This window comes from Bacteroides sp. AM32-11AC (assembly GCF_003603515.1).
In the GTDB taxonomy this organism is placed as follows: Bacteria; Bacteroidota; Bacteroidia; order Bacteroidales; family Bacteroidaceae; genus Bacteroides; species Bacteroides uniformis.
The window spans coordinates 71,574-90,903 of the sequence record NZ_QTNH01000009.1 but is presented as its reverse complement, the minus strand read 5'-3'; the positions used below and the strand labels follow the sequence as shown (position 1 = coordinate 90,903).

21 protein-coding genes are annotated in these 19,330 nt (G+C 49.1%); 14 read left to right on the top strand and 7 right to left on the bottom strand.

Annotation, left to right across the window (positions count from 1 at the left end; genetic code table 11):
* Positions 1-2: 2 nt before the first annotated feature.
* Complete coding sequence (locus DW800_RS11200; protein WP_057258699.1) at positions 3-1,010, top strand: aminodeoxychorismate synthase component I; 1,008 nt, start codon at positions 3-5, stop codon at positions 1,008-1,010.
* Positions 994-1,605, top strand: a complete 612-nt coding sequence (locus DW800_RS11195; RefSeq protein WP_005824168.1) for an aminotransferase class IV family protein — start codon at positions 994-996, stop codon at positions 1,603-1,605. The genes DW800_RS11200 and DW800_RS11195 overlap by 17 nt, the downstream gene beginning before the upstream one ends.
* 5 nt (positions 1,606-1,610) lie before the next feature.
* On the opposite strand, the gene DW800_RS11190 is transcribed toward DW800_RS11195, so the two are convergent.
* Positions 1,611-2,000, bottom strand: coding sequence for a DUF2721 domain-containing protein (locus DW800_RS11190; RefSeq protein ID WP_005824170.1), 390 nt, complete (start codon positions 1,998-2,000; stop codon positions 1,611-1,613).
* 177 nt (positions 2,001-2,177) lie between these two features.
* On the opposite strand from DW800_RS11190, the gene DW800_RS11185 reads away from it, so the two are divergent.
* From DW800_RS11185 to DW800_RS11160, 5 genes are all read left to right on the top strand, one after another.
* The gene (locus tag DW800_RS11185) at positions 2,178-3,500 is read left to right on the top strand and encodes a 3-phosphoshikimate 1-carboxyvinyltransferase (RefSeq protein ID WP_117588679.1); all 1,323 of its coding nucleotides are present in this window, start codon (positions 2,178-2,180) and stop codon (positions 3,498-3,500) included.
* 253 nt (positions 3,501-3,753) lie between these two features.
* A complete protein-coding gene (locus tag DW800_RS11175; RefSeq protein ID WP_035450311.1) occupies positions 3,754-4,182 on the top strand; it encodes a hypothetical protein in 429 nt (142 codons plus the stop codon).
* A 50-nt stretch (positions 4,183-4,232) separates the two neighbouring features.
* The gene (locus tag DW800_RS11170; protein ID WP_016274158.1) at positions 4,233-5,045 is read left to right on the top strand and encodes a metal ABC transporter permease; all 813 of its coding nucleotides are present in this window, start codon (positions 4,233-4,235) and stop codon (positions 5,043-5,045) included.
* A 13-nt stretch (positions 5,046-5,058) separates the two neighbouring features.
* On the top strand, positions 5,059-5,484 hold the full coding sequence (gene tsaE / locus DW800_RS11165) for a tRNA (adenosine(37)-N6)-threonylcarbamoyltransferase complex ATPase subunit type 1 TsaE (RefSeq protein WP_117703512.1): 426 nt from the start codon (positions 5,059-5,061) through the stop codon (positions 5,482-5,484).
* Between the two features lie 49 nt (positions 5,485-5,533).
* Positions 5,534-5,752, top strand: a complete 219-nt coding sequence (locus DW800_RS11160) for an immunity 17 family protein (protein WP_081027348.1) — start codon at positions 5,534-5,536, stop codon at positions 5,750-5,752.
* A gap of 61 nt (positions 5,753-5,813) precedes the next feature.
* On the opposite strand, the gene DW800_RS11155 is transcribed toward DW800_RS11160, so the two are convergent.
* The 3 genes from DW800_RS11155 to dnaE all read right to left on the bottom strand — a co-directional run bounded on the left by DW800_RS11155 (position 5,814) and on the right by dnaE (position 10,543).
* Positions 5,814-6,146, bottom strand: a complete 333-nt coding sequence (locus tag DW800_RS11155) for a hypothetical protein (protein WP_005824189.1) — start codon at positions 6,144-6,146, stop codon at positions 5,814-5,816.
* 118 nt (positions 6,147-6,264) lie between these two features.
* Positions 6,265-6,579 (bottom strand): thioredoxin, encoded by a 315-nt coding sequence (gene trxA / locus DW800_RS11150; protein ID WP_005824191.1) that lies wholly within the window; start codon positions 6,577-6,579, stop codon positions 6,265-6,267.
* Between the two features lie 166 nt (positions 6,580-6,745).
* Positions 6,746-10,543 (bottom strand): DNA polymerase III subunit alpha, encoded by a 3,798-nt coding sequence (dnaE, locus tag DW800_RS11140; protein ID WP_009037192.1) that lies wholly within the window; start codon positions 10,541-10,543, stop codon positions 6,746-6,748.
* A gap of 170 nt (positions 10,544-10,713) precedes the next feature.
* Here dnaE and DW800_RS11135 point away from each other — a divergent pair, with 170 nt between their 5' ends.
* The 3 genes from DW800_RS11135 to DW800_RS11125 all read left to right on the top strand — a co-directional run bounded on the left by DW800_RS11135 (position 10,714) and on the right by DW800_RS11125 (position 12,488).
* Positions 10,714-11,400 (top strand): phosphatidylserine decarboxylase family protein, encoded by a 687-nt coding sequence (locus DW800_RS11135; RefSeq protein ID WP_005835112.1) that lies wholly within the window; start codon positions 10,714-10,716, stop codon positions 11,398-11,400.
* A gap of 13 nt (positions 11,401-11,413) precedes the next feature.
* Positions 11,414-12,121, top strand: a complete 708-nt coding sequence (gene pssA / locus DW800_RS11130) for a CDP-diacylglycerol--serine O-phosphatidyltransferase (RefSeq protein WP_005835110.1) — start codon at positions 11,414-11,416, stop codon at positions 12,119-12,121.
* Positions 12,122-12,188: 67 nt separating this feature from the next.
* Positions 12,189-12,488 (top strand): DUF4834 family protein, encoded by a 300-nt coding sequence (locus tag DW800_RS11125; RefSeq protein WP_005824202.1) that lies wholly within the window; start codon positions 12,189-12,191, stop codon positions 12,486-12,488.
* Between the two features lie 24 nt (positions 12,489-12,512).
* Here the strand turns inward: DW800_RS11125 and DW800_RS11120 are convergent, their stop codons facing one another.
* Together DW800_RS11120 and DW800_RS11115 are read right to left on the bottom strand one after the other, a co-directional pair.
* Entirely contained in the window at positions 12,513-12,947 is a 435-nt protein-coding gene (locus DW800_RS11120; protein WP_009037193.1) for a nucleoside deaminase, read from the bottom strand.
* A gap of 25 nt (positions 12,948-12,972) precedes the next feature.
* Positions 12,973-13,206 (bottom strand): hypothetical protein, encoded by a 234-nt coding sequence (locus DW800_RS11115; RefSeq protein ID WP_005824205.1) that lies wholly within the window; start codon positions 13,204-13,206, stop codon positions 12,973-12,975.
* 180 nt (positions 13,207-13,386) lie between these two features.
* Here DW800_RS11115 and DW800_RS11110 point away from each other — a divergent pair, with 180 nt between their 5' ends.
* The 4 genes from DW800_RS11110 to DW800_RS11095 all read left to right on the top strand — a co-directional run bounded on the left by DW800_RS11110 (position 13,387) and on the right by DW800_RS11095 (position 16,737).
* The gene (locus tag DW800_RS11110; protein WP_008665734.1) at positions 13,387-15,189 is read left to right on the top strand and encodes a S41 family peptidase; all 1,803 of its coding nucleotides are present in this window, start codon (positions 13,387-13,389) and stop codon (positions 15,187-15,189) included.
* Positions 15,189-15,554 (top strand): YraN family protein, encoded by a 366-nt coding sequence (locus DW800_RS11105; protein ID WP_119958068.1) that lies wholly within the window; start codon positions 15,189-15,191, stop codon positions 15,552-15,554. Before DW800_RS11110 ends, DW800_RS11105 begins: the two co-directional genes overlap by 1 nt.
* A 69-nt stretch (positions 15,555-15,623) precedes the next feature.
* Positions 15,624-15,980 (top strand): MmcQ/YjbR family DNA-binding protein, encoded by a 357-nt coding sequence (locus DW800_RS11100; protein ID WP_035450221.1) that lies wholly within the window; start codon positions 15,624-15,626, stop codon positions 15,978-15,980.
* Positions 15,964-16,737, top strand: a complete 774-nt coding sequence (locus DW800_RS11095; protein WP_005835105.1) for a biotin--[acetyl-CoA-carboxylase] ligase — start codon at positions 15,964-15,966, stop codon at positions 16,735-16,737. Before DW800_RS11100 ends, DW800_RS11095 begins: the two co-directional genes overlap by 17 nt.
* Positions 16,738-16,858: 121 nt before the next feature.
* On the opposite strand, the gene DW800_RS11090 is transcribed toward DW800_RS11095, so the two are convergent.
* Positions 16,859-19,300 (bottom strand): sugar-binding domain-containing protein, encoded by a 2,442-nt coding sequence (locus DW800_RS11090; RefSeq protein WP_035450313.1) that lies wholly within the window; start codon positions 19,298-19,300, stop codon positions 16,859-16,861.
* Between the last annotated feature and the right edge of the window lie 30 nt (positions 19,301-19,330).

The following is a 19,330-nucleotide window of genomic DNA, read 5'->3' as shown; positions in this document are numbered from 1 at the left end:
GCATGAAGACGTACAGCCGGACAGAAACCATCGCCCGCATGAACGCACTGGCCGGAGCCAATGTGCCCTTCCTCTTCATCGTAGACTACGCGCAAGAGCAGTCGCACATTGAGCCCCTCGACCGGATAGACCCCGCCACCTGCCTTTTCCAATTCCCGAAGGCAGGCAACACGGAGACGGCTGCAACAGCCCTTGCCAGAAGCACAGCCGCCCGATGCGCCGGCCCTATCCAGTGGGACATCACTCCCCCTTCCCCCGCCGCATACAGACATTCGTTCGACCTCGTGAAGCAAAACCTGCTGGCAGGCAACAGCTACCTGACGAACCTCACTTGCCGGGTACCCGTCACCACCAATCTGACACTGGAAGAAATATTCCTCCACTCCGAAGCCTTGTACAAGCTGTGGCTGAAAGACCGGTTCGTCTGCTTCTCCCCCGAAATCTTTGTCCGCATAGAGAAGGGCAAGATAAAGTCCTTCCCCATGAAAGGCACCATCGACGCTACCCTGCCCGATGCGGAACAGCTCTTGATGCAGGACACCAAAGAGGCAGCCGAGCACGCCACCATCGTCGACCTGATACGCAATGACCTCAGCATGGTTTCGGAACACGTCGAAGTGACCTCCTACCGCTATATAGACCGCCTGCAAACCAATAAGGGCCCCATCCTCCAGACCAGCTCCGAGATATGCGGCACCCTGCCCGAAGACTACACCGCACACCTGGGCGACATCATCTTCCGCCTGCTTCCTGCCGGCTCCATCACCGGCGCCCCCAAGCCCAAAACCGTAGAAATCATCGCCCAGGCCGAAGACTACCGCCGGGGCTTCTACACCGGCATCATGGGGCATTATGCCGACGGACAGCTGGACAGCGCTGTCATGATACGCTTCATCGAGCAGGAAAACGGCCGGCTCCACTTCAAGGCAGGAGGCGGCATCACCGCCAAAAGCCGGTGGGAAAGCGAATACAACGAAGTAATACAGAAAATATATGTGCCTATTTATTGAAACCATACGCATCGACCACGGAAGGGTCTGCAACCTTTCCCGCCACAACCGGAGGCTGAACGATACCCGCGCCCACTTCTGGCCGGAAAGCACACCGCTGCAACTGTCCGATTATCTGTCGTCTCCCGGCTGTGGAGCAGGCATCACCGGGGCGGGCATCGTCAAGGCACGCGTAGTGTATGGTGAAAAAGGTATTGAAGACCTCAGCTACTCCCCCTACGCCGTGCGGCACGTGCATTCGCTGGCACTGATGCAGGCCGATACCATCGACTACACCTACAAAAGCGCCGGACGCGAACCGCTGAACTGCCTCTTTGCCCTGCGCGGCGCATGCGACGACATTCTGATTGTGAAACAAGGCCTGCTGACAGACACCTCCATCGCCAACATCGCCCTTTCCGACGGTACCCACTGGTACACGCCGGCACATCCCCTGCTGAAAGGGACCAAACGGGCAGCCTTGCTGGAAGAAGGAATCTTGCAGGAAAAAGATATCAGACCGGAAGACTTGCCTTCATTCTCTACTGTCAGGCTGTTCAATGCCATGATTGACTGGGGAGAACTGGAACTCCCCGTACGGAACATCATCCCGTAGAGCCTCTACTCGTGCATATCGTTGAGATGTATCTCCAAAGACTTCACCGATATATATATTTCGTACACCGATATGGCCAGCGAAATAATCAGCAATATCAGCGCCAAACCGAAGATATAGGCCGAAAGCAGATGGAGACGGATATAGACAAAGAACATGCTGACCACGCACAGCAGCAGGCTGCCGATGCCCGCCACCTGCATGGCACGCGTCAGGTAGAGCCGCTTCCTCAGGTTGGCAATCTGCGCCGCCTTCACCGAAGACGGGTTCTCCATGTACTGTTCCTTCAAGGTGCGCACCAGTTGGGCATAGGACAAGAAACGGTTGGTATAGGCCAGCATAATCAGCGATATGGCCGAAAACAGCAAGGCGGGGGTGGTTAAATCTATTTCCATAAGAATGATGCTTAATTATATCTATCCGTCCCGATAGCAGGACTTACCTCCGCAAAGATAAACGAAAGATTGAAACCACAGAAACAAGTTTCCTTTTTTCCATTTCCCAAAGATTTATCCTACTTTTGCAGTGACAATAAAAAAACTCCTTACCACCGTAACTTAACAAATACGACCATGCGATATACCATTTCTGCCCCTATCGCCCTGCATGCCGCCATACAACTCCCGGCATCCAAAAGCATCAGCAACCGCGCCCTCATCCTCCACTCCCTTGCCCATGGCAATATCCTGCCCTGCAATCTGAGCGACTGTGACGACACCATGGTGATGACCCGTGCCCTCGACGGAAATCCCGGACATATAGATATCCTTGCCGCCGGCACCGCCATGCGTTTCCTCACCGCCTACCTCAGCGTAACTCCGGGCACCCGCATCATCACCGGTACACAACGCATGCAGCAACGCCCCATCCGCATACTGGTAGACGCCTTGCGCGAACTCGGTGCTCAGATTGAATACGTCGGGAACGAAGGTTTCCCCCCACTACGCATCACCGGCACAGCATTGAAAGGCGAAGAAATATCCCTTGCCGGAAATGTAAGTTCCCAATATATATCCGCCCTGCTGATGATTGGCGCCGTACTCCCCCAAGGATTACGCCTGCACCTAACGGGCGACATCATCTCCCGCCCTTACATCAACCTGACCCTGCAACTGATGCGCGACTTCGGTGCCCAAGCCGACTGGGCCTCCAAAGATTGTATCACCGTCAGCCCCGGCGGATACACAGATACTCCTTTCACCGTGGAAAGCGATTGGAGCGCCGCCTCTTACTGGTATCAGATGATGGCAATAGAAGGAATTAAAAATGAAAAAATAAAAATGAAAGGGGGAGACAGAAGTAGCGCGAAAGAAAGTGAAGACAGCACGAAGGAAGAAGCGCACACGGCAGAAATCGAACTGCTCGGTCTCTTCGCCCACAGCTATCAAGGCGACAGCCGCGGCGCGGAAGTCTTTGCCCGCCTCGGCGTCCATACCGAATATACAGACCGGGGAGTAAAACTGATCCGTAAGGGTACTCCCGCCACCCGTCTCGACGAAGACATGGTGGACATCCCGGACCTGGCGCAGACCTTTGTCGTCACCTGCTGCCTGATGGACATCCCTTTCCGCTTCACTGGACTGCAAAGCCTCAAAATAAAGGAGACCGACCGTATCACCGCCCTCATTACGGAACTGCGTAAACTGGGTTACGTCGTGCGCTCCGAGCAAGACAGCATCTTGTTGTGGGATGGCGAACGCTGCCCGGCAGACGCTGACCCCGTCATCGCCACCTACGAAGACCACCGTATGGCCATGGCATTTGCCCCCGCCTGCCTTGTACTGCCCCAAATACGGATAAATGAACCACAGGTCGTTACCAAATCTTACCCTGCTTACTGGCAAGACTTGCAAAAGGCGGGATTTAAAGTCTGCCAAGATGCAATGCAATCTTAGAATAAAGCTTTTATTCCAAGAAATACAGCCTTTATTCTTAAGAATATAACCTTTATTCTTAGGAATAAAGGATACATTCTAAGATTAGGATGCATCCAAAGTAGTTTTATACTGCGTTCCAAGCAAGTAATGCCTGCGTCGGGTGGAAGTAATCTACTACCTGCAATCTGAATCATTATTTTGTCGTACAAAAAACAATATGTATCTTTGTCCGTTCTATTAATGGAACATGTTTTTCAAGAAAAGGAAGCCCATGTGGATATTGATTATTAGCCTGATTGCCCTTGCCCTCGTGGCAGCCACAGCCGGAATTATACGCAACCGGAAACTGCAGAAGAAGATAGACCGCGGCGAACTGGACGCCATGCCCGAAGTGCAGGAAGTGGATGCCGAGTGCTGCGGACAGCATGAAATCTGCGAACGTGACAGCCTGCTGGCAGCCGTCAGCAAGCAAATAGAATATTACGATGACGAAGAACTGGACAAATACATCGGCACCGCTCCCGATGCCTATACTCCCGAGCAGGAAGACGAGTTCCGCGACGTGTTCTACACCATGCAAGACACGGACGTAGCCGGATGGGTGCGCAGCCTGCAACTGCGTGGCATAGCCTTGCCGGACAACATCAAGGATGAAGTGTTCCTCATCATCGGCGAACGCCGTCTCACCCCCCATTCCTAACACTCCACATCCAACTTTTAATTTTTAATTCTTAATTTTTAATTGAATAAATGGAGCTACTGCAATACACTTTTTTCCAACATGCCCTCATCGGCAGTTTGCTGGCAAGCATTGCTTGCGGGCTGATAGGCACGTACATCGTCACCCGGAGACTGGTGTTCATCAGCGGCGGATTGACGCATGCCTCCTTCGGCGGTATCGGCCTGGGATTGTATACCGGCATTTCCCCCATTCTGTCGGCAGCCTTGTTTGCAGTCTTGTCCGCTTTCGGTGTAGAGTGGCTCAGCAAACGGAAGGACATGCGGGAAGACTCCGCCATTGCCGTATTCTGGACATTGGGCATGGCACTGGGCATCATGTTCACTTTCCTCTCGCCGGGATTCGCACCCGACTTGTCCGCCTATCTCTTCGGCAACATTCTCACGATTACCTGGAGCGACATCGCTCTATTGGGAGGGCTTGCCCTGCTGCTGATACTGTTTTTCGCGCTGTATCTCCATCCCATCATCTACGTAGCCTTCGACCGGGAGTTTGCCCGCTCGCAAGGTATTCCGGTGCAGGTATTCGAATATGTACTGATGATGTTCATTGCGCTGACCATCGTGGCATGCCTGCGCATGGTGGGCATCGTGCTGGTCATTTCGCTGCTCACCGTTCCGCAGATGACCGCCAACTTGTTCTCGCACCGGTTCCACCGCATCATCTGGCTTTCCATCGGCATCGGTTACCTCAGTTGCCTGGGCGGGCTGATGATTTCTTTCTACTTGAATGTCCCCTCGGGTGCATCCATTATATTCTTTTCCATCATTATCTATGCCATTTGCAAGACGGGAAAAAGTTTTTGGCTATATTTGCAACGCTAAATCAAAAGACACAATGGAAATCAAAATTCAGTCATTAGACCAGATTCACGAAGCCGCCCGCCAGTTCATCGCTGAAATGGGTGACAATACCGTCTTCGCCCTCTATGGAAAAATGGGGGCGGGCAAGACGACTTTCATCAAAGCCGTTTGCGAGGAATTGGGCGTTTCCGACGTCATCACCTCCCCTACCTTCGCCATTGTCAACGAATACCGTTCCGACACTGCCGGCGAACTGATTTACCATTTTGACTTCTACCGCATCAAGAAACTGGAAGAAGTGTATGACATGGGGTACGAAGATTACTTCTACAGCGGCGCCCTCTGCTTCATAGAATGGCCGGAGCTGGTAGAGGAGCTCTTGCCGGGTAACACCATTAAGGTCACCATCGAAGAAGTGGAGAACGGAGAGCGGAAAGTCACGTTAGAGAGCTTTGAATAAGGCATGCTTTTCCCCCGCTTTAATTTTTAATTCTTAATTGTTATTTCTGATGAGCCAATACATCGTTCAAGGAATTTTTGCCGTCGCGGGCATCACCGCCTTGCTGGCAGCCATATTGGACTGGAACTGGTTCTTTACTGCCCGAAACACCCAGTTTATCGTACAAAATGTAGGGCGGCGACAAGCCCGCCTGTTCTACGGTGTATTGGGTGTCATCCTCATCGGCACGTCCATCTTCTTTTTTCTGAATACGCCACCGGTTACATAAAAACAAAAAATCGCGGATGAAGCCATGCTCATCCGCGATTTTCCTATACTTTTGATACAGACTATTCTTCGTCCAAAGATTCCGTATATTCCATCTCACCTTGTACGATGAAAAGGATTTCTTCCGGATCATAGTCACCCATCTCATCCTTATGGGCTTCCTTGACAATATAGTCCACGATTTTCCCCAAATCAATTTCGATGTACCCATCCGCATCCGGCTGTGCATCAAGGATGCCGCTCTCGGAATAGTACTCGTCAATCAAATCGAGAAAATAATAGAACTCGTCGTCAGAGAACTTCTCTTTCAACTCCTGCGGCAAATAATTCTTGATGTACTCGATGGTCTTTTCATCATCGACATCATTCTGCAAAAAATCGTCTTCCATTCCCATACTTACTATTGCTTAAAGGGTTAATGTTATTGACTATTTGACGATTTACGATTTACTATTTGGCTGCGCTATGATGCCGAAAGGGTAAATCGTAAATAGTAAATCGTCAAATAGTACCTTATAATATCGCTTCTATCTTGGCCACGTAAGCAGATTTCGGAGCAGAACCTACTTGCTTGTCCACCAGCTCTCCATTCTTGAAGAACAAGACTGTAGGGATGTTGCGTATACCATATTCGGCAGCCACGTCGCCGTTCTCATCCACGTCACATTTGCCAATGATTACCTTTCCTTCATATTCAGTAGCCAATTCATCGATGATTGGTCCCACCATCTTACAAGGGCCGCACCAAGGTGCCCAGAAATCCATAACTACCGGTTTTCCCTCTGCCAGGATTTCTTGAAAATTGCTGTCTGTAATTTCTAAAGCCATTTCTTTTAATATTAAATGTCAACTATAATTATTAATTTACTGTCAATTGCGTTTTATCAACCTTCGCTTTCGAAGCAAAGATAGTGCAAACCGAATGCAAAACAAAATGAACTAGTTCATTTTTTATGCTGAGATGCAGCCTATCTTCGTTTTCCAACAAAGATAACTAATTAATCCTGAACTCAAGATCCGAACGCTCTTTTAAATAAGTAATCAGTTCACGCCCCACGGAAAGCTTCACGGGACGGGAAATCAAATCGACCGTCATCTTGCTATCCTCATCTCTGACTTTGAAATAAAGCTCCGTACTGCCCGGACGTTCCTTGGTCAGTTCCGCCAGTTCAGTTATCAAAGCCTTGTTCAGCACACTCAGCGGAATGAGAATGGTTATCTTCTCAATCAGTTTCTCCTTGACGTCAGGCAACAGTTCCATGGAGGTTATCTTCAGCTCCAACTCATCCTGCCGCCATTGCTTGGGCTGGCAACGGGCTTTGATGAACAAGAAGGTACGTTCACCCAGATACCCCTGATAGGTCACCCAATCATTTCCGAAGAAAGGAAGCTCTGCCGAACCGGAATAGTCTTCAATCTTGGCTATGCCGTAAGGATTTCCATTTTTGCTGATACCGCGACGCACGGCGGTCACGATGCCACCCATTGTTATTTCGCGTCCCACAAGTGCCGTCTTATCTTCCAGCTCTGCCATGTGAGTGTTGCAAACATGCTCCAGAACTACGGAATACTCATCCAACGGGTGTGCGGACAGATAGATACCTACCAAATCGCGCTCCCGGTTCAAACGGTCGAGGTCGCTCCAACGTTCCGCTACCGGTATTTCCGGAGTGGCGATATCCACCACATTCTCACCGCCGAACAAGGAGTTTGCAGCCGCAGCCTGGTCGGCCTGGTAACGGTTACCATACCGCACCAAGGTTTCGAGGAAGACCTCGTTCTTGGAATTTACGGCAAAATACTGCTCTCGCTTCAGCTCCGGGAAGCTGTCGAACCCGCCCGCCAAAGCAAGACATTCCAGATTCTTCTTGTTGCAGGCTGTCAGATTGACACGCTGCACAAAATCAAATATACCCTTGAAAGGACCATTCTTCTCGCGTTCCTCCATGATGCTCTGCACAGCACCCTCGCCTACCCCTTTCACCGCGCCAAGACCAAAACGGATATTGCCTTCCTTGTTCACGGTGAACTTCAGGTTACTTTCATTCACATCCGGCCCCAATGTATTGATGCCCATTGCCTTGCATTCGTCCATCAGTTTGGTTATATCGGTAATATTCGCCAAACTTCGGCTCATGACCGCCGCCATGTATTCGGCCGGATAGTTGGCCTTGAGGAAAGCCGTCTGATAGGCCACCCACGAATAGCAAGTGGCATGTGACTTGTTGAAGGCATAGGATGCAAACTTTTCCCAGTCGGCCCAGATTTTCTCAAGCACTTTCGGGTCGTGGCCGTTCTTTTGTCCGCCCGAAATGAATTTCGGCTTCATGTGGTCCAGCTTGTCACGCAGTTTCTTACCCATCGCCTTACGCAAGGCATCGGACTCACCACGGGTGAAGTCCGCCAGCAAACGCGACAGAAGCATGACCTGCTCCTGGTAGACCGTAATACCGTAGGTATCCTTCAGATACTTCTCCATGATGGGGATGTCATACTCGATGGGCTTGCGTCCCCACTTACGGTCGATGAAGTCGGGGATATAATCCATAGGTCCCGGACGGTAGAGGGCGTTCATGGCAATCAAGTCCTCGAAAGTGCTCGGTTGCAACTCACGCAGATATTTCTGCATACCGGCCGATTCAAACTGGAACGTACCGATGGTGCGGCCGTCGCAATAGAGTTTATAGGTAGCAGGGTCGGAAATGGATATCTTGTCGATGTCGAGTTCCAAGCCGCGGTGCAGACGTACATTGGCAACGGCTTCCTTAATGATGGACAAGGTTTTCAGTCCGAGGAAGTCCATCTTGATAAGTCCCGTATCTTCGATGACGGAACCTTCGTATTGGGTTACGAGCATCTTCTCGCCCGTCTCCTTATCATCCGCCGTGCTGACGGGTACCCAATCCGTGATGTCGTCACGGCAAATAATAGTACCGCAGGCATGCACACCCGTACCGCGTACATTACCTTCCAGCATCTTGGCATATTTCATCGTATCGCGCACCAGCGGATCGGGCGAAGCCTCCGCAGCCTGCAATTCGGGTACGTACGCGATAGCATTCGGCAGGTTGAGTTTTTTGTCGGGAATCTTATCCGGCACGAGCTTGCACAGACGATCCGATTCGCTCAAAGGCAGTTTCTGTACGCGCGCCACGTCCTTGATAGCCATCTTGGTCGCCATCGTGCCGTATGTAATGATGTGCGCCACCTTCTCTTGCCCGTACTTCTCCGTCACCCAGCGGAGCACTTCTCCACGCCCGTCATCATCGAAGTCCACATCGATATCAGGCAAAGAGATACGGTCGGGATTCAAGAAACGCTCGAACAGAAGGTCGTATTGAATCGGGTCTATTTTCGTGATGCCCAGGCAATAGGCCACCGCCGAGCCGGCAGCCGAACCACGTCCCGGTCCTACCGAAACGCCCAGCTGTGTGCGGGCGGCATTGATAAAGTCCTGCACAATCAAGAAGTATCCCGGGAAACCCATCGTCTTCATGATGTACAGCTCAAAGACCAGACGCTCCTTCACCTCGTCGGACAAGGGATCACCGTACAGCTTTTTAGCACCGTCGAATGCCAACTTTGCCAGATAGTCGGCTTCCAGCTTGATACGGTACAGTTTGTCGTAGCCCCCCAGACGCTTTATCTTGGCATTGGCGGCATCCTCATCCAGCACCACCTTGCCGTTTTCATCCTGGGTAAACTCATCAAATAAGTCCTTTTCGGTATATTTCTGCCGATAGCCCTCTTCCGTTCCGAAATCTTCCGGAATAGCAAACGTAGGCATAATAGGAGCGTGGTCGATGGAATAATATTCCACCTTGTCCAAAATCTCCAAGGTATTGGACAAGGCTTCGGGAACATCCTCAAACAAGGCGTTCATCTCAGCCTTTGTCTTCATCCATTCCTGCTTGGTATAAAGCATTCGGGTAGGGTCATCCAGATCTTTACCCGTGCTCAGACAAATCAGGCGGTCGTGCGCTTCCGCATTCTCTTCATCCACAAAGTGGACGTCATTAGAGCAGATAACCTTAATGTCATATTTCCGGGCAAGCTCCAGCAACTTGGCATTCGCCTTCTGCTGAAGCGGATAGGCTTCGTGGTTGGCACGGGGAACAGTGGCTTTATGGCGCTGAAGCTCCAGATAGTAATCATCGCCAAACAGATTCTTATACCAGCGTACAGCTTCTTCTGCCTCTTCCAGCTGGTCATTGATAATCTTCTTAGGAACCTCGCCACCGATACAAGCCGAGCAGACAATCAGCCCCTCATGGTACTTTTCCAGTTCACTGCGGTCTGTACGCGGACGCATATAGTATCCCCTTGTCCAGGCATGCGATACAAGTTTTATCAGATTGTGATACCCCTTCTCATTCTTTGCCAGCACAATCAGGTGATAGCCACTCTGGTCCGGCTTCCCCTCCTTCTTATCCATGGTTCGGCGGGCCACATACATTTCACAGCCTACAATCGGCTTGAACAGCTTGCTTTCCGCTTCTGCCATCTTGGCACGACAATCGGCAATCTCCGCTTCCTTGTCTTCACACTCTATCTCACCGCTTTCAATACCGGCAATCCTTTTCTTGAGGTCCTTTATCTCCCCCTTTGGCCCGCTGTTCTTCTTGTTGACATAGTTGGTGAACTCCTTGATACCGAACATATTTCCATGGTCGGTCACGGCAATGCCTTTCATACCATCCTTCATGGCCTTGTCAACCAGCCTGCTGACACTTGCCTGACCATCCAGAAGAGAGTATTGGGTATGGACATGTAAATGAACAAAATCTTGCATATATATCCTTTCTATTGAGAGCCTAAAATTACAACCTCTATCACAGCTAACAAAAATATTTCCCAAAAAGTTATCAACATGCACATTTCTCTCTCCAAATCCTTGTTAGATTTTCAAAATAAGCCTATTTTTGCAGATAATTTCTATCTAAATTAGCAAATACGATATACATGGGTCGATTAAAAAGATTAAAAAAGATACGCATACACCGTGAAGGAACACATACATTGGCAGGCAGCCTGGTTCTGATTCTGGCTGTCAACACTGCCCTTTACTTCGGATTGGAATGCAAAGTTCCTTTTTACGTAGTAGCGGTCATCAGCCTCATAGTATATGGCATACTCGTGAACTTCTTCCGCTGCCCCATCCGTTTGTTCGGACAAGAAACGGAGAAAGTCGTGGTAGCTCCTGCCGACGGTAAAATCGTAGTGGTGGAAGAAGTGGAGGAAAACGAATACTTCCACGACCGCCGTATCATGGTATCTATATTCATGAGTCTGGTCAATGTACACGCCAACTGGTATCCGGTAGACGGCACGGTAAAGAAGGTATGGCACCAAAACGGAAAGTTCATGAAAGCGTGGCTGCCCAAAGCCAGCACCGACAACGAGCGTTCCACCGTAGTAATAGAAACTCCGGAAGGCGTGGAGATTATGGCACGACAGATAGCCGGAGCCATGGCGCGCCGCATCGTGACCTATGCCGAACCGGGCGAGGAATGCTATATTGACGAACATATGGGTTTCATCAAATTCGGCTCCCGCGTGGATGTCTTTCTACCGTTGGGCACCGAAGTATTCGTTAAACTAGGACAACTGACTACCGGCAATCAGACTGTGATAGCCAAACTTAAATAATAAAAGAACAACAATGGCAAACTGCATTACCCGCCATATTCCAAATACTCTGACCTGCCTGAACCTATTCTCCGGGTGTATTGCTTGTGTCATGGCATTCGAAGCCAGATATGAATGGGCACTCGCTTTCATTATCTTCAGTGCCGTATTCGATTTCTTCGATGGCATGATGGCACGTGCACTGGACGCACACTCCATTATCGGCAAGGATTTGGATTCTCTGGCAGATGATGTCAGTTTCGGAGTGGCCCCTTCCCTGATTGTATTTTCCTTGTTCAAGGAAATGGACTATTCGGGCGCAATGGAAAGCTTGGCCGGCGTTTTCCCCTATCTCGCATTTCTTTTGTCCGTATTCTCTGCACTGCGGCTTGCCAAGTTCAACAACGATACCCGCCAGACGAGCTCTTTCGTAGGACTTCCCGTCCCGGCAAACGCCTTGTTCTGGGCTTCATTGGTGACGGGCGCTCACGACTGGCTGGTGAGCAGCAATTTCCATCCGGTTTATCTGTTGCTGCTGGTCTGCCTTTTCTCATGGCTGCTTGTATCGGAGATTCCAATGTTCTCACTCAAATTCAAGAATCTGTCATGGAAAGACAATAAAACAAGCTTCATTTTCCTGCTTGTCTGCATTCCGTTCCTCATCTTCTTGGGAATCTGCAGCTTTTCTGCAATCATCGTCTGGTATATACTGCTTTCGCTTATTACAAGGAAAAGTAAATAAACAAATCTTTGGCACGGTTGTTGTATTGAAGTTCGCAGAAAACGAACACATAAAAAGACATTAGCCCATGTTTCATATTTTAGGATTTTTATTCATCATCATAATTGCCATTCTGCTCATTGGCCTCAGCATTATCGGTACTGTCATCCGGAACATATTCGGATTGGGCGGACGCCGTACTTCCTCCAACTCCGGTCCCTACCAAAAAGGAAATGGTAATTACCAGCCGGGAGGGTATTCCTACAATGATAATAGACAATCGTCTGAGGAGGCACAAACTGAAGAAGGTGAAATACGCCCCCGCCACAAGAAACTGTTCTCCAAAGACGAGGGAGAGTATGTGGATTTTGAAGAAATCAAAGAGTAGAGATTAGGGATAAAGGATTAGAGATTATTTGCGCTTGGCGGCAAAGAACTCTTTCATCAGGGCGGCACATTCATCTGCCAGAATTCCTTTTACTACTTGTGTTTTGGGATGCAATGCCTGCGAGGCATAGCGCTGATACCCTCTTTTCTCATCTTCAGCACCAAACACCAGACGTCCCATCTGCGCCCAGGCAATGGCACCAGCACACATCACGCAGGGTTCCACTGTGACATAGAGAGTACATTCATTCAGATATTTGCCGCCAAGAGTTGCAGCGGCAGCGGTAATGGCTTGCATCTCGGCATGGGCGGTGACATCCGTCAAAGTCTCCGTCAAATTATGGGCACGAGCTATGATACGGTCCTTGCACACCACAACTGCACCTACGGGAACTTCTCCCCGTTCACCGGCCTTATGGGCTTCCAAAAGCGCCTGCTTCATATAATAGCTATCGTCCAACGCCACCCCCTTTAATTTTTAATTTTCACCTCCTCATGTCGTGCTCACCGAACAAAGTAGGATAATCCTCTTCCATATTCTTATGGATAAACATGAGAATAGTCTCCCGCAGCCAACGCGACTTGTTCGTTATCTTGTATTTCTCCAGATAACGGTCCACAATCCGCTGCTCTTCCTCGCTCATCAGGCATACCATGCGCTGCTCGCGTTTCGGTTCTTCGGGCGTTGCTTTCGCACACGTTTTATCTCTCTTTCTCATATTTCCTGCAAAATTACTTTTACTTCTGTAAAAACAAAACGAACCTACGTAATTTTTATATCGGAAACACTTAAATAGCACTGAAATATTTTTTTGACCGGTAAACTTAAAGTATTTCTTAAAAACATTTTAATTTAGTAATTAAAAACGTATTTTTGGAGAGTTCTAAATTTAAAAGGTATGAAACATGTAAATTATCTTAGTTTCTTTCTACTCACATTGTTCAGTATAAGTTTTATCTCATGTAGTGACGATGACGATAATAAACTTAATACCGGCATAACCAATCAGAGTTGGACAGAGGGAAAATCCCTGGAGATCAGCCAGGATAATGAGTTGTCTGTAAGCTTCAATGCTGCAGCCAAATGGGTAGCTTCCGTCACCTCAGGAGCGGATTGGTGCAAACTGAATACGACCTCGGGTACAAAAGGACAAAGCACCTTGAAATTATCTGTAAGTACAAGTTCCACCACCGACCGGACAGCCAGAATTTCCATTAATATAGACGGCTATTCTCCTGCAAGTTTTGAAGTTACACAAAAGGGGACCAGTGTTCCCCAAACCACTGAAGATATGGAGATTAACGCAAAAGTTGATGAATATCTGAGGGAAATGTATCTCTGGAACGATGAATACAAAACGTTGAATCTTGACCATAACAAAGGCTATGAAGACTTCTTCTATGATGCATTGGGAAGTATGACTACCAATACATTGGATAAAAAAACATATGTCGGTAGCGACGGCAAGACATATTATAATCTTTTCTCTTATATCCAGCTATTGCCCAATATTAGTTCAACCCGTACCACCAAAATTGTAAACAAGGAACTGGCATATAGTTTCGGTATCACCGGTATAACCCCCATAAGCATTGGCACACAAGCAGAAAATACCATTTATTTCTGCCTCCAAGGTGTATATCCCGATTCACCGGCCTCCGAAGCTGGACTCAAACGAGGAGCAATGATAAGCCTGATAAATGGAAAGAAGATAAATAATAACAATATTAATAACTTCTATTACGACATATTGTCACCAGATGCAACTATCAACTATACTTTGACAGAAGATGTCGTAGAAGGAGGCACCATTACCGGGCAAAAGGAATACACCATAACTTCCAAAGCCACATACAACAACCCCGTCATCTTCAGTAATGTCAAGGAAGATATAGAAGGACATAGAATCGGTTACCTCGTTTATTCTGGGTTCGAGGCAGGCTTTGACCAAGAATTATTCAATGTTTTCAAAGATTTTAAAAACAAGAACGTCACAGATTTGATTCTGGACTTGCGGTACAATGGTGGTGGGCATACCATGTCGGCTAATCTGATAGCAACTTGTATTGCCGGTACTGCCTCTCAAGGTAAAGTATTCAGCAGTTTACGATACAATGATGAAAGAATGGCAAAACTCAATAACAAACGGGAAGATGAATTATTTGCATACTCCAGTTATCCCAACTTGGGTACTTCCTTATCAGCCGGAAGCCTCAACCTTCCCCGCGTCTACTGCCTTGTCGGAAATGGAACGGCCTCTGCCAGTGAACTCGTCATTAATTCCTTAGAAGGAATAGATTTGGACGTAATACTTATAGGTGAAAAGACCACTGGTAAGAACGTAGGTATGGAATATGAGGAGTACACTGTCCGGAATAACACATATCGTGTTGTTCCTATCACCTTCCAAAGCTATAACGCCAAAGGATTCGGGGAGTATGAAAAAGGATTTGAACCCGATATATTGATGGATGAAACCAATCCTTATAACGAACAAGGTGTATTCTATATTCATAAAGATTATGGAAACAATGAAGAACCTCTGTATGCCAAGGCCATTGAACTGATTACCGGTACAAATCCAGCCCCCCAAACGCGCAGTGCAGTGGTCAATACATTGGATGGTAAAACTTATAAGTTGCCCGCTATCTTCCGTCCTGGACACGACGGTATGCTGATGCCTGCCAGACACGCAGAATAATGAGTGCACACAATACTCTTGGAAAAGCCGGTGAAGACGCCGCTGCCAAATACTTGGAACAGAACGGTTACACCATACGTGACCGTAACTGGCGGAAGAATCACCTTGAGCTGGATATTGTAGCCGACAAAGATAAGGAACTGATTATTGTGGAAGTGAAAACCCGTAGCAATACGGATTACATTGAGCCGCAGGATGCCGTGAACTGGCAGAAAATACGACGTATTGTCGTAGCGGCCGATGCCTATATCAAGCACTTCTGCTTGGATGCACCCGTCCGCTTCGACATCATAACGGCTGTAGGCGAACCGGGTGCATTCAGGATAGAGCATCTCAAAGAAGCCTTCTATCCGCCGATGTTCTGAGAGTTGAAAATTGACAAGCAAGAGTTATTTCAATCGTAAATTGTAAACCGTAAAACCGTAAATACCATCATGGACATCGAAACCGCCCGCGAATATTGCCTCAGCAAAAAAGCCGTCACGGAATGCTTTCCGTTTGACGAATACTCGCTCGTGATGAAAGTCATGGATAAAATGTTTGCACTTATCGACCTGGAAAGCGCCAACAAGATTTGTCTGAAATGCGACCCCGAATATGCACTCGAACTGCGGGAGCACTATGTTGCCATCGAAGGTGCCTATCACTTCAACAAAAAGTACTGGAACCAGGTGTTCCTTGACGGTGACGTCGACGACAAACTGTTGAAGCAACTGATAGACCACTCCGTGGAAGAAGTATTGAAGAAGTTCACCAAAAAAATGCGTACCGAATATGAAGCCCTGCCCTGACACATTCCCGTTCCCGCTGGTGGCATTGGACGAGACGGCATCGACCAACCAATACCTCAGCCAGCTTTGCAACCAGTTGCAAGAATCCGTTGCCGAACTAACAACCGTGACTGCCGAGTTCCAAACTGCCGGTAAAGGCCAGCGCGGCAACACCTGGGAAGCTGAAGAAGGCAAGAACCTGCTTTTCAGCTTTGTACTCTACCCTTCTTTTCTGGAAGCCCGCCGGCAGTTCATCCTTTCACAAATCGTTTCCCTCGCCATTAAGGAAGAGCTGAGCAGATGGTCTGATGAAATCACCATCAAATGGCCGAACGACATTTATTGGAAAGACAAGAAAATCTGCGGCATACTGATAGAGAACGACCTTTCCGGACATCATATCAGGCGCAGCATTGCCGGAATCGGTATCAACATCAACCAGGAAGTCTTCAACAGTGATGCTCCCAACCCCGTCTCACTGAAACAAATCACCGGAAAGGAGCACGACCGTTATGAAATCCTTGCCCATATCCTAAGACGTGTACAAATCTACTACAACAGCCTCCAAATGGAGGACTTCGCCGTCTACTCCGACGAGATATCCACACGGTATGCCCGCTCCCTTTTCCGTCGCCGGGGATTGCACCCTTATGAAGATGCCAACGGCAAGTTCCTTGCCCGGTTGCTGCGTGTAGAGCAAGACGGACGGTTCGTGCTGGAGGATGAAGGAGGAAGTGAACGGGAATATCTGTTCAAGGAAGTGCAATACATTCTGTAAGAAATGCACAACCCGTGCCATCGCATTGGCAAAGTTGTGCCACCATACTGGCACAGCCTTGCCATCGTACTGGCACGACTGTGCCAATACGATGGCACAAACATAAGTCCATAGTAGTGTACTACTGCCCTACTTCAAACTTTACTTCAGTTCCTTTCAGAAGGGGGGAAGCAAACTTTACTTTAACCGGTCCCTCTCCTCCGGTAGTCTGTATATAGGCCAGCAAACGCCCGTGGTATACGCGGTGACGGTTATCGGTATAATCACTCATGTCACTGTTGTCAGAGCCTTCGAGCCCAAGCAGACGCGCCGCTCCTTCAACTGTACACGTAATTTCATTGTCGCCAAGTTTCACAACAGTACCTTCTTCGTCAACCACCTCTACGGTTATGTGCGCAGTGGCGCGGTCGCCGGACAAAATAGTGCGATCCGCCGTGGCACGGATGGCATAAGGACGTCCGGATGTCCGGATGGAATAGCTCGACAAGGCATTTCCTTCCTTATCGCAGCCCTCAGCACGAAGCTCACCAGCCCGGAAAGGAATATCCCAGTAGATGATGCCGGTCTTTTCATCATAAGGTTTCATCTCGCCTACCACTCTGCCGTTGAGCAGCAAACGCGCCTGCGGAGCATTGGTATAACACACCACACGTATGTTCTGCCCCTCGTCATAGTTCCAGATGTCCCATGCATCAAGCGAAAGGAATACATGCTCGGGATGCTTGGGATGGACATATACCGGATATGTTCCTGCATACGTGACCGGATTCTCGCACCACAACGAAGCCCGGAAATGTCCGCGTGGCTTGGGGAAACTTCCGAAATCGAGCAAACCCGTGTACAAACCGCGGGACGGCCATCTGCCCGATTCACCCAGATAATCCGTACCGGTCCAGATGAACTGCCCGAAGATGAAATCCTTGTCGCGGACGGCATACCAGGCATCAAGCCCCGAACCCGTCTCGCTTCCATAGATAATGCGGTCCGGATAAGTGGCATGGTCTTGGTCGTAGCGGTTTTCCGTATAGTTATACCCCACCACATCCACAGCATCGGGATACTCCGTCTCGTTCGACATCACGACACCCGCCAAAGCTCCGGTCACGGGACGGGAAGTGTCCACGGCACGTACACAGGCAGCCAGACGCTTTGCTATGGTTCCGATGCGCATGGCATCGGGAGCATCCGGCTTATAGCCCCCGAACATAGGCTGGTTGATTTTAGCTCCATCAAGAACGGGATGCGAATAAGGGTCGTTCGGATAATCCACTTCATTGCCGATACTCCACAAGAAAATACAGGTATGATTGCGGTCACGACGTACCATATCGGTTACGTCCCGTTCTATCCACTCCTCGAAGAAGTCGAAAGTACCGTCATAACTCGGAGTACCCACATTCCAGCCTTGTACCCATTTGCGTTTCGGAAACTCCCATTCGTCAGAGACTTCATCCATTACAAGAAATCCCAGGCGGTCACACAGTTCATAAAGAACGGGGGCTTGTGGGTTATGGCTCATGCGGATGGCATTTACGCCAATCCCTTTCAAGTTATTCAGACGGCGTTCCCATACCTCCGGCGGCACTACTGCACCCAGCACTCCTGCATCATGATGCAGGCATACACCTTTTACCTTCATCCAGTTGCCGTTGAGGGCAAAACCTTTGTTGGCATCAAATTCCAGCGTACGCAGTCCCACTTTGGTCTCACTGCCGTCAATGCGTTTGCCATTGGCAAGCAATTCGGTTTTCAATGTATACAGATACGGATTATCCAGATTCCAACGATGGGGTTTGGACACTTTCAAGTCAAGACTTTGCTTGGCAATGCCCTCTTTTCCATCGGCAACACGCACACGGCGTTGTGCCACCTTCTTTCCGGCAGTATCGTACAGTGAAGCCTTCAGTTCCAGTTTGTCGGAAGTTGCCTTGTGCTTCTCCACCTCTACATCGACCGCAACGACGGCTTGCTTGTCTGTCAGCGAAGCGGCATGCCAGCCCACACCCCATTGCGCAATATGTGTATCGGGAGCAGCCACCAGCCATACATCGCGATAGATGCCCGACCCCGTATACCAACGTGAATCGGCATAACGGCTATGGTCTACACGGACAGCCAGCACATTGTCGCCTTCCTTCAGGTAAGGGGTCATGTCGTAAAGAAACGATACATAGCCGTTGGGGCGCCTGCCAAGCAGATGCCCGTTCAGGTAAACCTCGCTCCGGTTATATACCCCTTCGAAATAGATATAATGACGTGTTGCGTTGTCTTCAACCCTGAAGTGTTTGCGATACCAGCCTATCCCACCCGGCAGGTACCCGGTGCAACTGGCCAGTGTGGGCGACAATTGCCCCTCTATGGACCAATCGTGTGGCAAAGAAAGCTTCCGCCATTCGCTGTCGTCATAGTCAGTCCGGACAATAGCCGAGTCGTCCGTCAGCCGGAACAGCCATCCGTCATTGAATTTTGCGGCATCGCCAAATGCCACCTGCGCCTTTATCGGAGCAACGACCAGCATTGCCAGCAAAAAGACAAGAGCAGTCCTGTTATTCTTAAAATACATTTTCATATAGATTTTCTTTGAAGTTAAACT

What these genes read in the sequence shown, in the direction of transcription:
- DW800_RS11195 (WP_005824168.1), top strand. Translation starts at nt 994, where the DNA reads ATGTGCCTATTTATTGAAACCATACGCATCGACCACGGAAGGGTCTGC.
- DW800_RS11185 (WP_117588679.1), top strand. Translation starts at nt 2,178, where the DNA reads ATGCGATATACCATTTCTGCCCCTATCGCCCTGCATGCCGCCATACAA.
- DW800_RS11170 (WP_016274158.1), top strand. Translation starts at nt 4,233, where the DNA reads ATGGAGCTACTGCAATACACTTTTTTCCAACATGCCCTCATCGGCAGT.
- DW800_RS11095 (WP_005835105.1), top strand. Translation starts at nt 15,964, where the DNA reads ATGAAGCCCTGCCCTGACACATTCCCGTTCCCGCTGGTGGCATTGGAC.
- DW800_RS11090 (WP_035450313.1), bottom strand. Translation starts at nt 19,300, where the DNA reads ATGTATTTTAAGAATAACAGGACTGCTCTTGTCTTTTTGCTGGCAATG.
- DW800_RS11160 (WP_081027348.1), top strand. Translation starts at nt 5,534, where the DNA reads ATGAGCCAATACATCGTTCAAGGAATTTTTGCCGTCGCGGGCATCACC.
- DW800_RS11190 (WP_005824170.1), bottom strand. Translation starts at nt 2,000, where the DNA reads ATGGAAATAGATTTAACCACCCCCGCCTTGCTGTTTTCGGCCATATCG.
- DW800_RS11155 (WP_005824189.1), bottom strand. Translation starts at nt 6,146, where the DNA reads ATGGGAATGGAAGACGATTTTTTGCAGAATGATGTCGATGATGAAAAG.
- DW800_RS11105 (WP_119958068.1), top strand. Translation starts at nt 15,189, where the DNA reads ATGAGTGCACACAATACTCTTGGAAAAGCCGGTGAAGACGCCGCTGCC.
- DW800_RS11200 (WP_057258699.1), top strand. Translation starts at nt 3, where the DNA reads ATGAAGACGTACAGCCGGACAGAAACCATCGCCCGCATGAACGCACTG.
- trxA (WP_005824191.1), bottom strand. Translation starts at nt 6,579, where the DNA reads ATGGCTTTAGAAATTACAGACAGCAATTTTCAAGAAATCCTGGCAGAG.
- DW800_RS11100 (WP_035450221.1), top strand. Translation starts at nt 15,624, where the DNA reads ATGGACATCGAAACCGCCCGCGAATATTGCCTCAGCAAAAAAGCCGTC.
- pssA (WP_005835110.1), top strand. Translation starts at nt 11,414, where the DNA reads ATGGCAAACTGCATTACCCGCCATATTCCAAATACTCTGACCTGCCTG.
- DW800_RS11110 (WP_008665734.1), top strand. Translation starts at nt 13,387, where the DNA reads ATGAAACATGTAAATTATCTTAGTTTCTTTCTACTCACATTGTTCAGT.
- DW800_RS11125 (WP_005824202.1), top strand. Translation starts at nt 12,189, where the DNA reads ATGTTTCATATTTTAGGATTTTTATTCATCATCATAATTGCCATTCTG.
- DW800_RS11175 (WP_035450311.1), top strand. Translation starts at nt 3,754, where the DNA reads ATGTGGATATTGATTATTAGCCTGATTGCCCTTGCCCTCGTGGCAGCC.
- DW800_RS11115 (WP_005824205.1), bottom strand. Translation starts at nt 13,206, where the DNA reads ATGAGAAAGAGAGATAAAACGTGTGCGAAAGCAACGCCCGAAGAACCG.
- DW800_RS11135 (WP_005835112.1), top strand. Translation starts at nt 10,714, where the DNA reads ATGGGTCGATTAAAAAGATTAAAAAAGATACGCATACACCGTGAAGGA.
- tsaE (WP_117703512.1), top strand. Translation starts at nt 5,059, where the DNA reads ATGGAAATCAAAATTCAGTCATTAGACCAGATTCACGAAGCCGCCCGC.
- dnaE (WP_009037192.1), bottom strand. Translation starts at nt 10,543, where the DNA reads ATGCAAGATTTTGTTCATTTACATGTCCATACCCAATACTCTCTTCTG.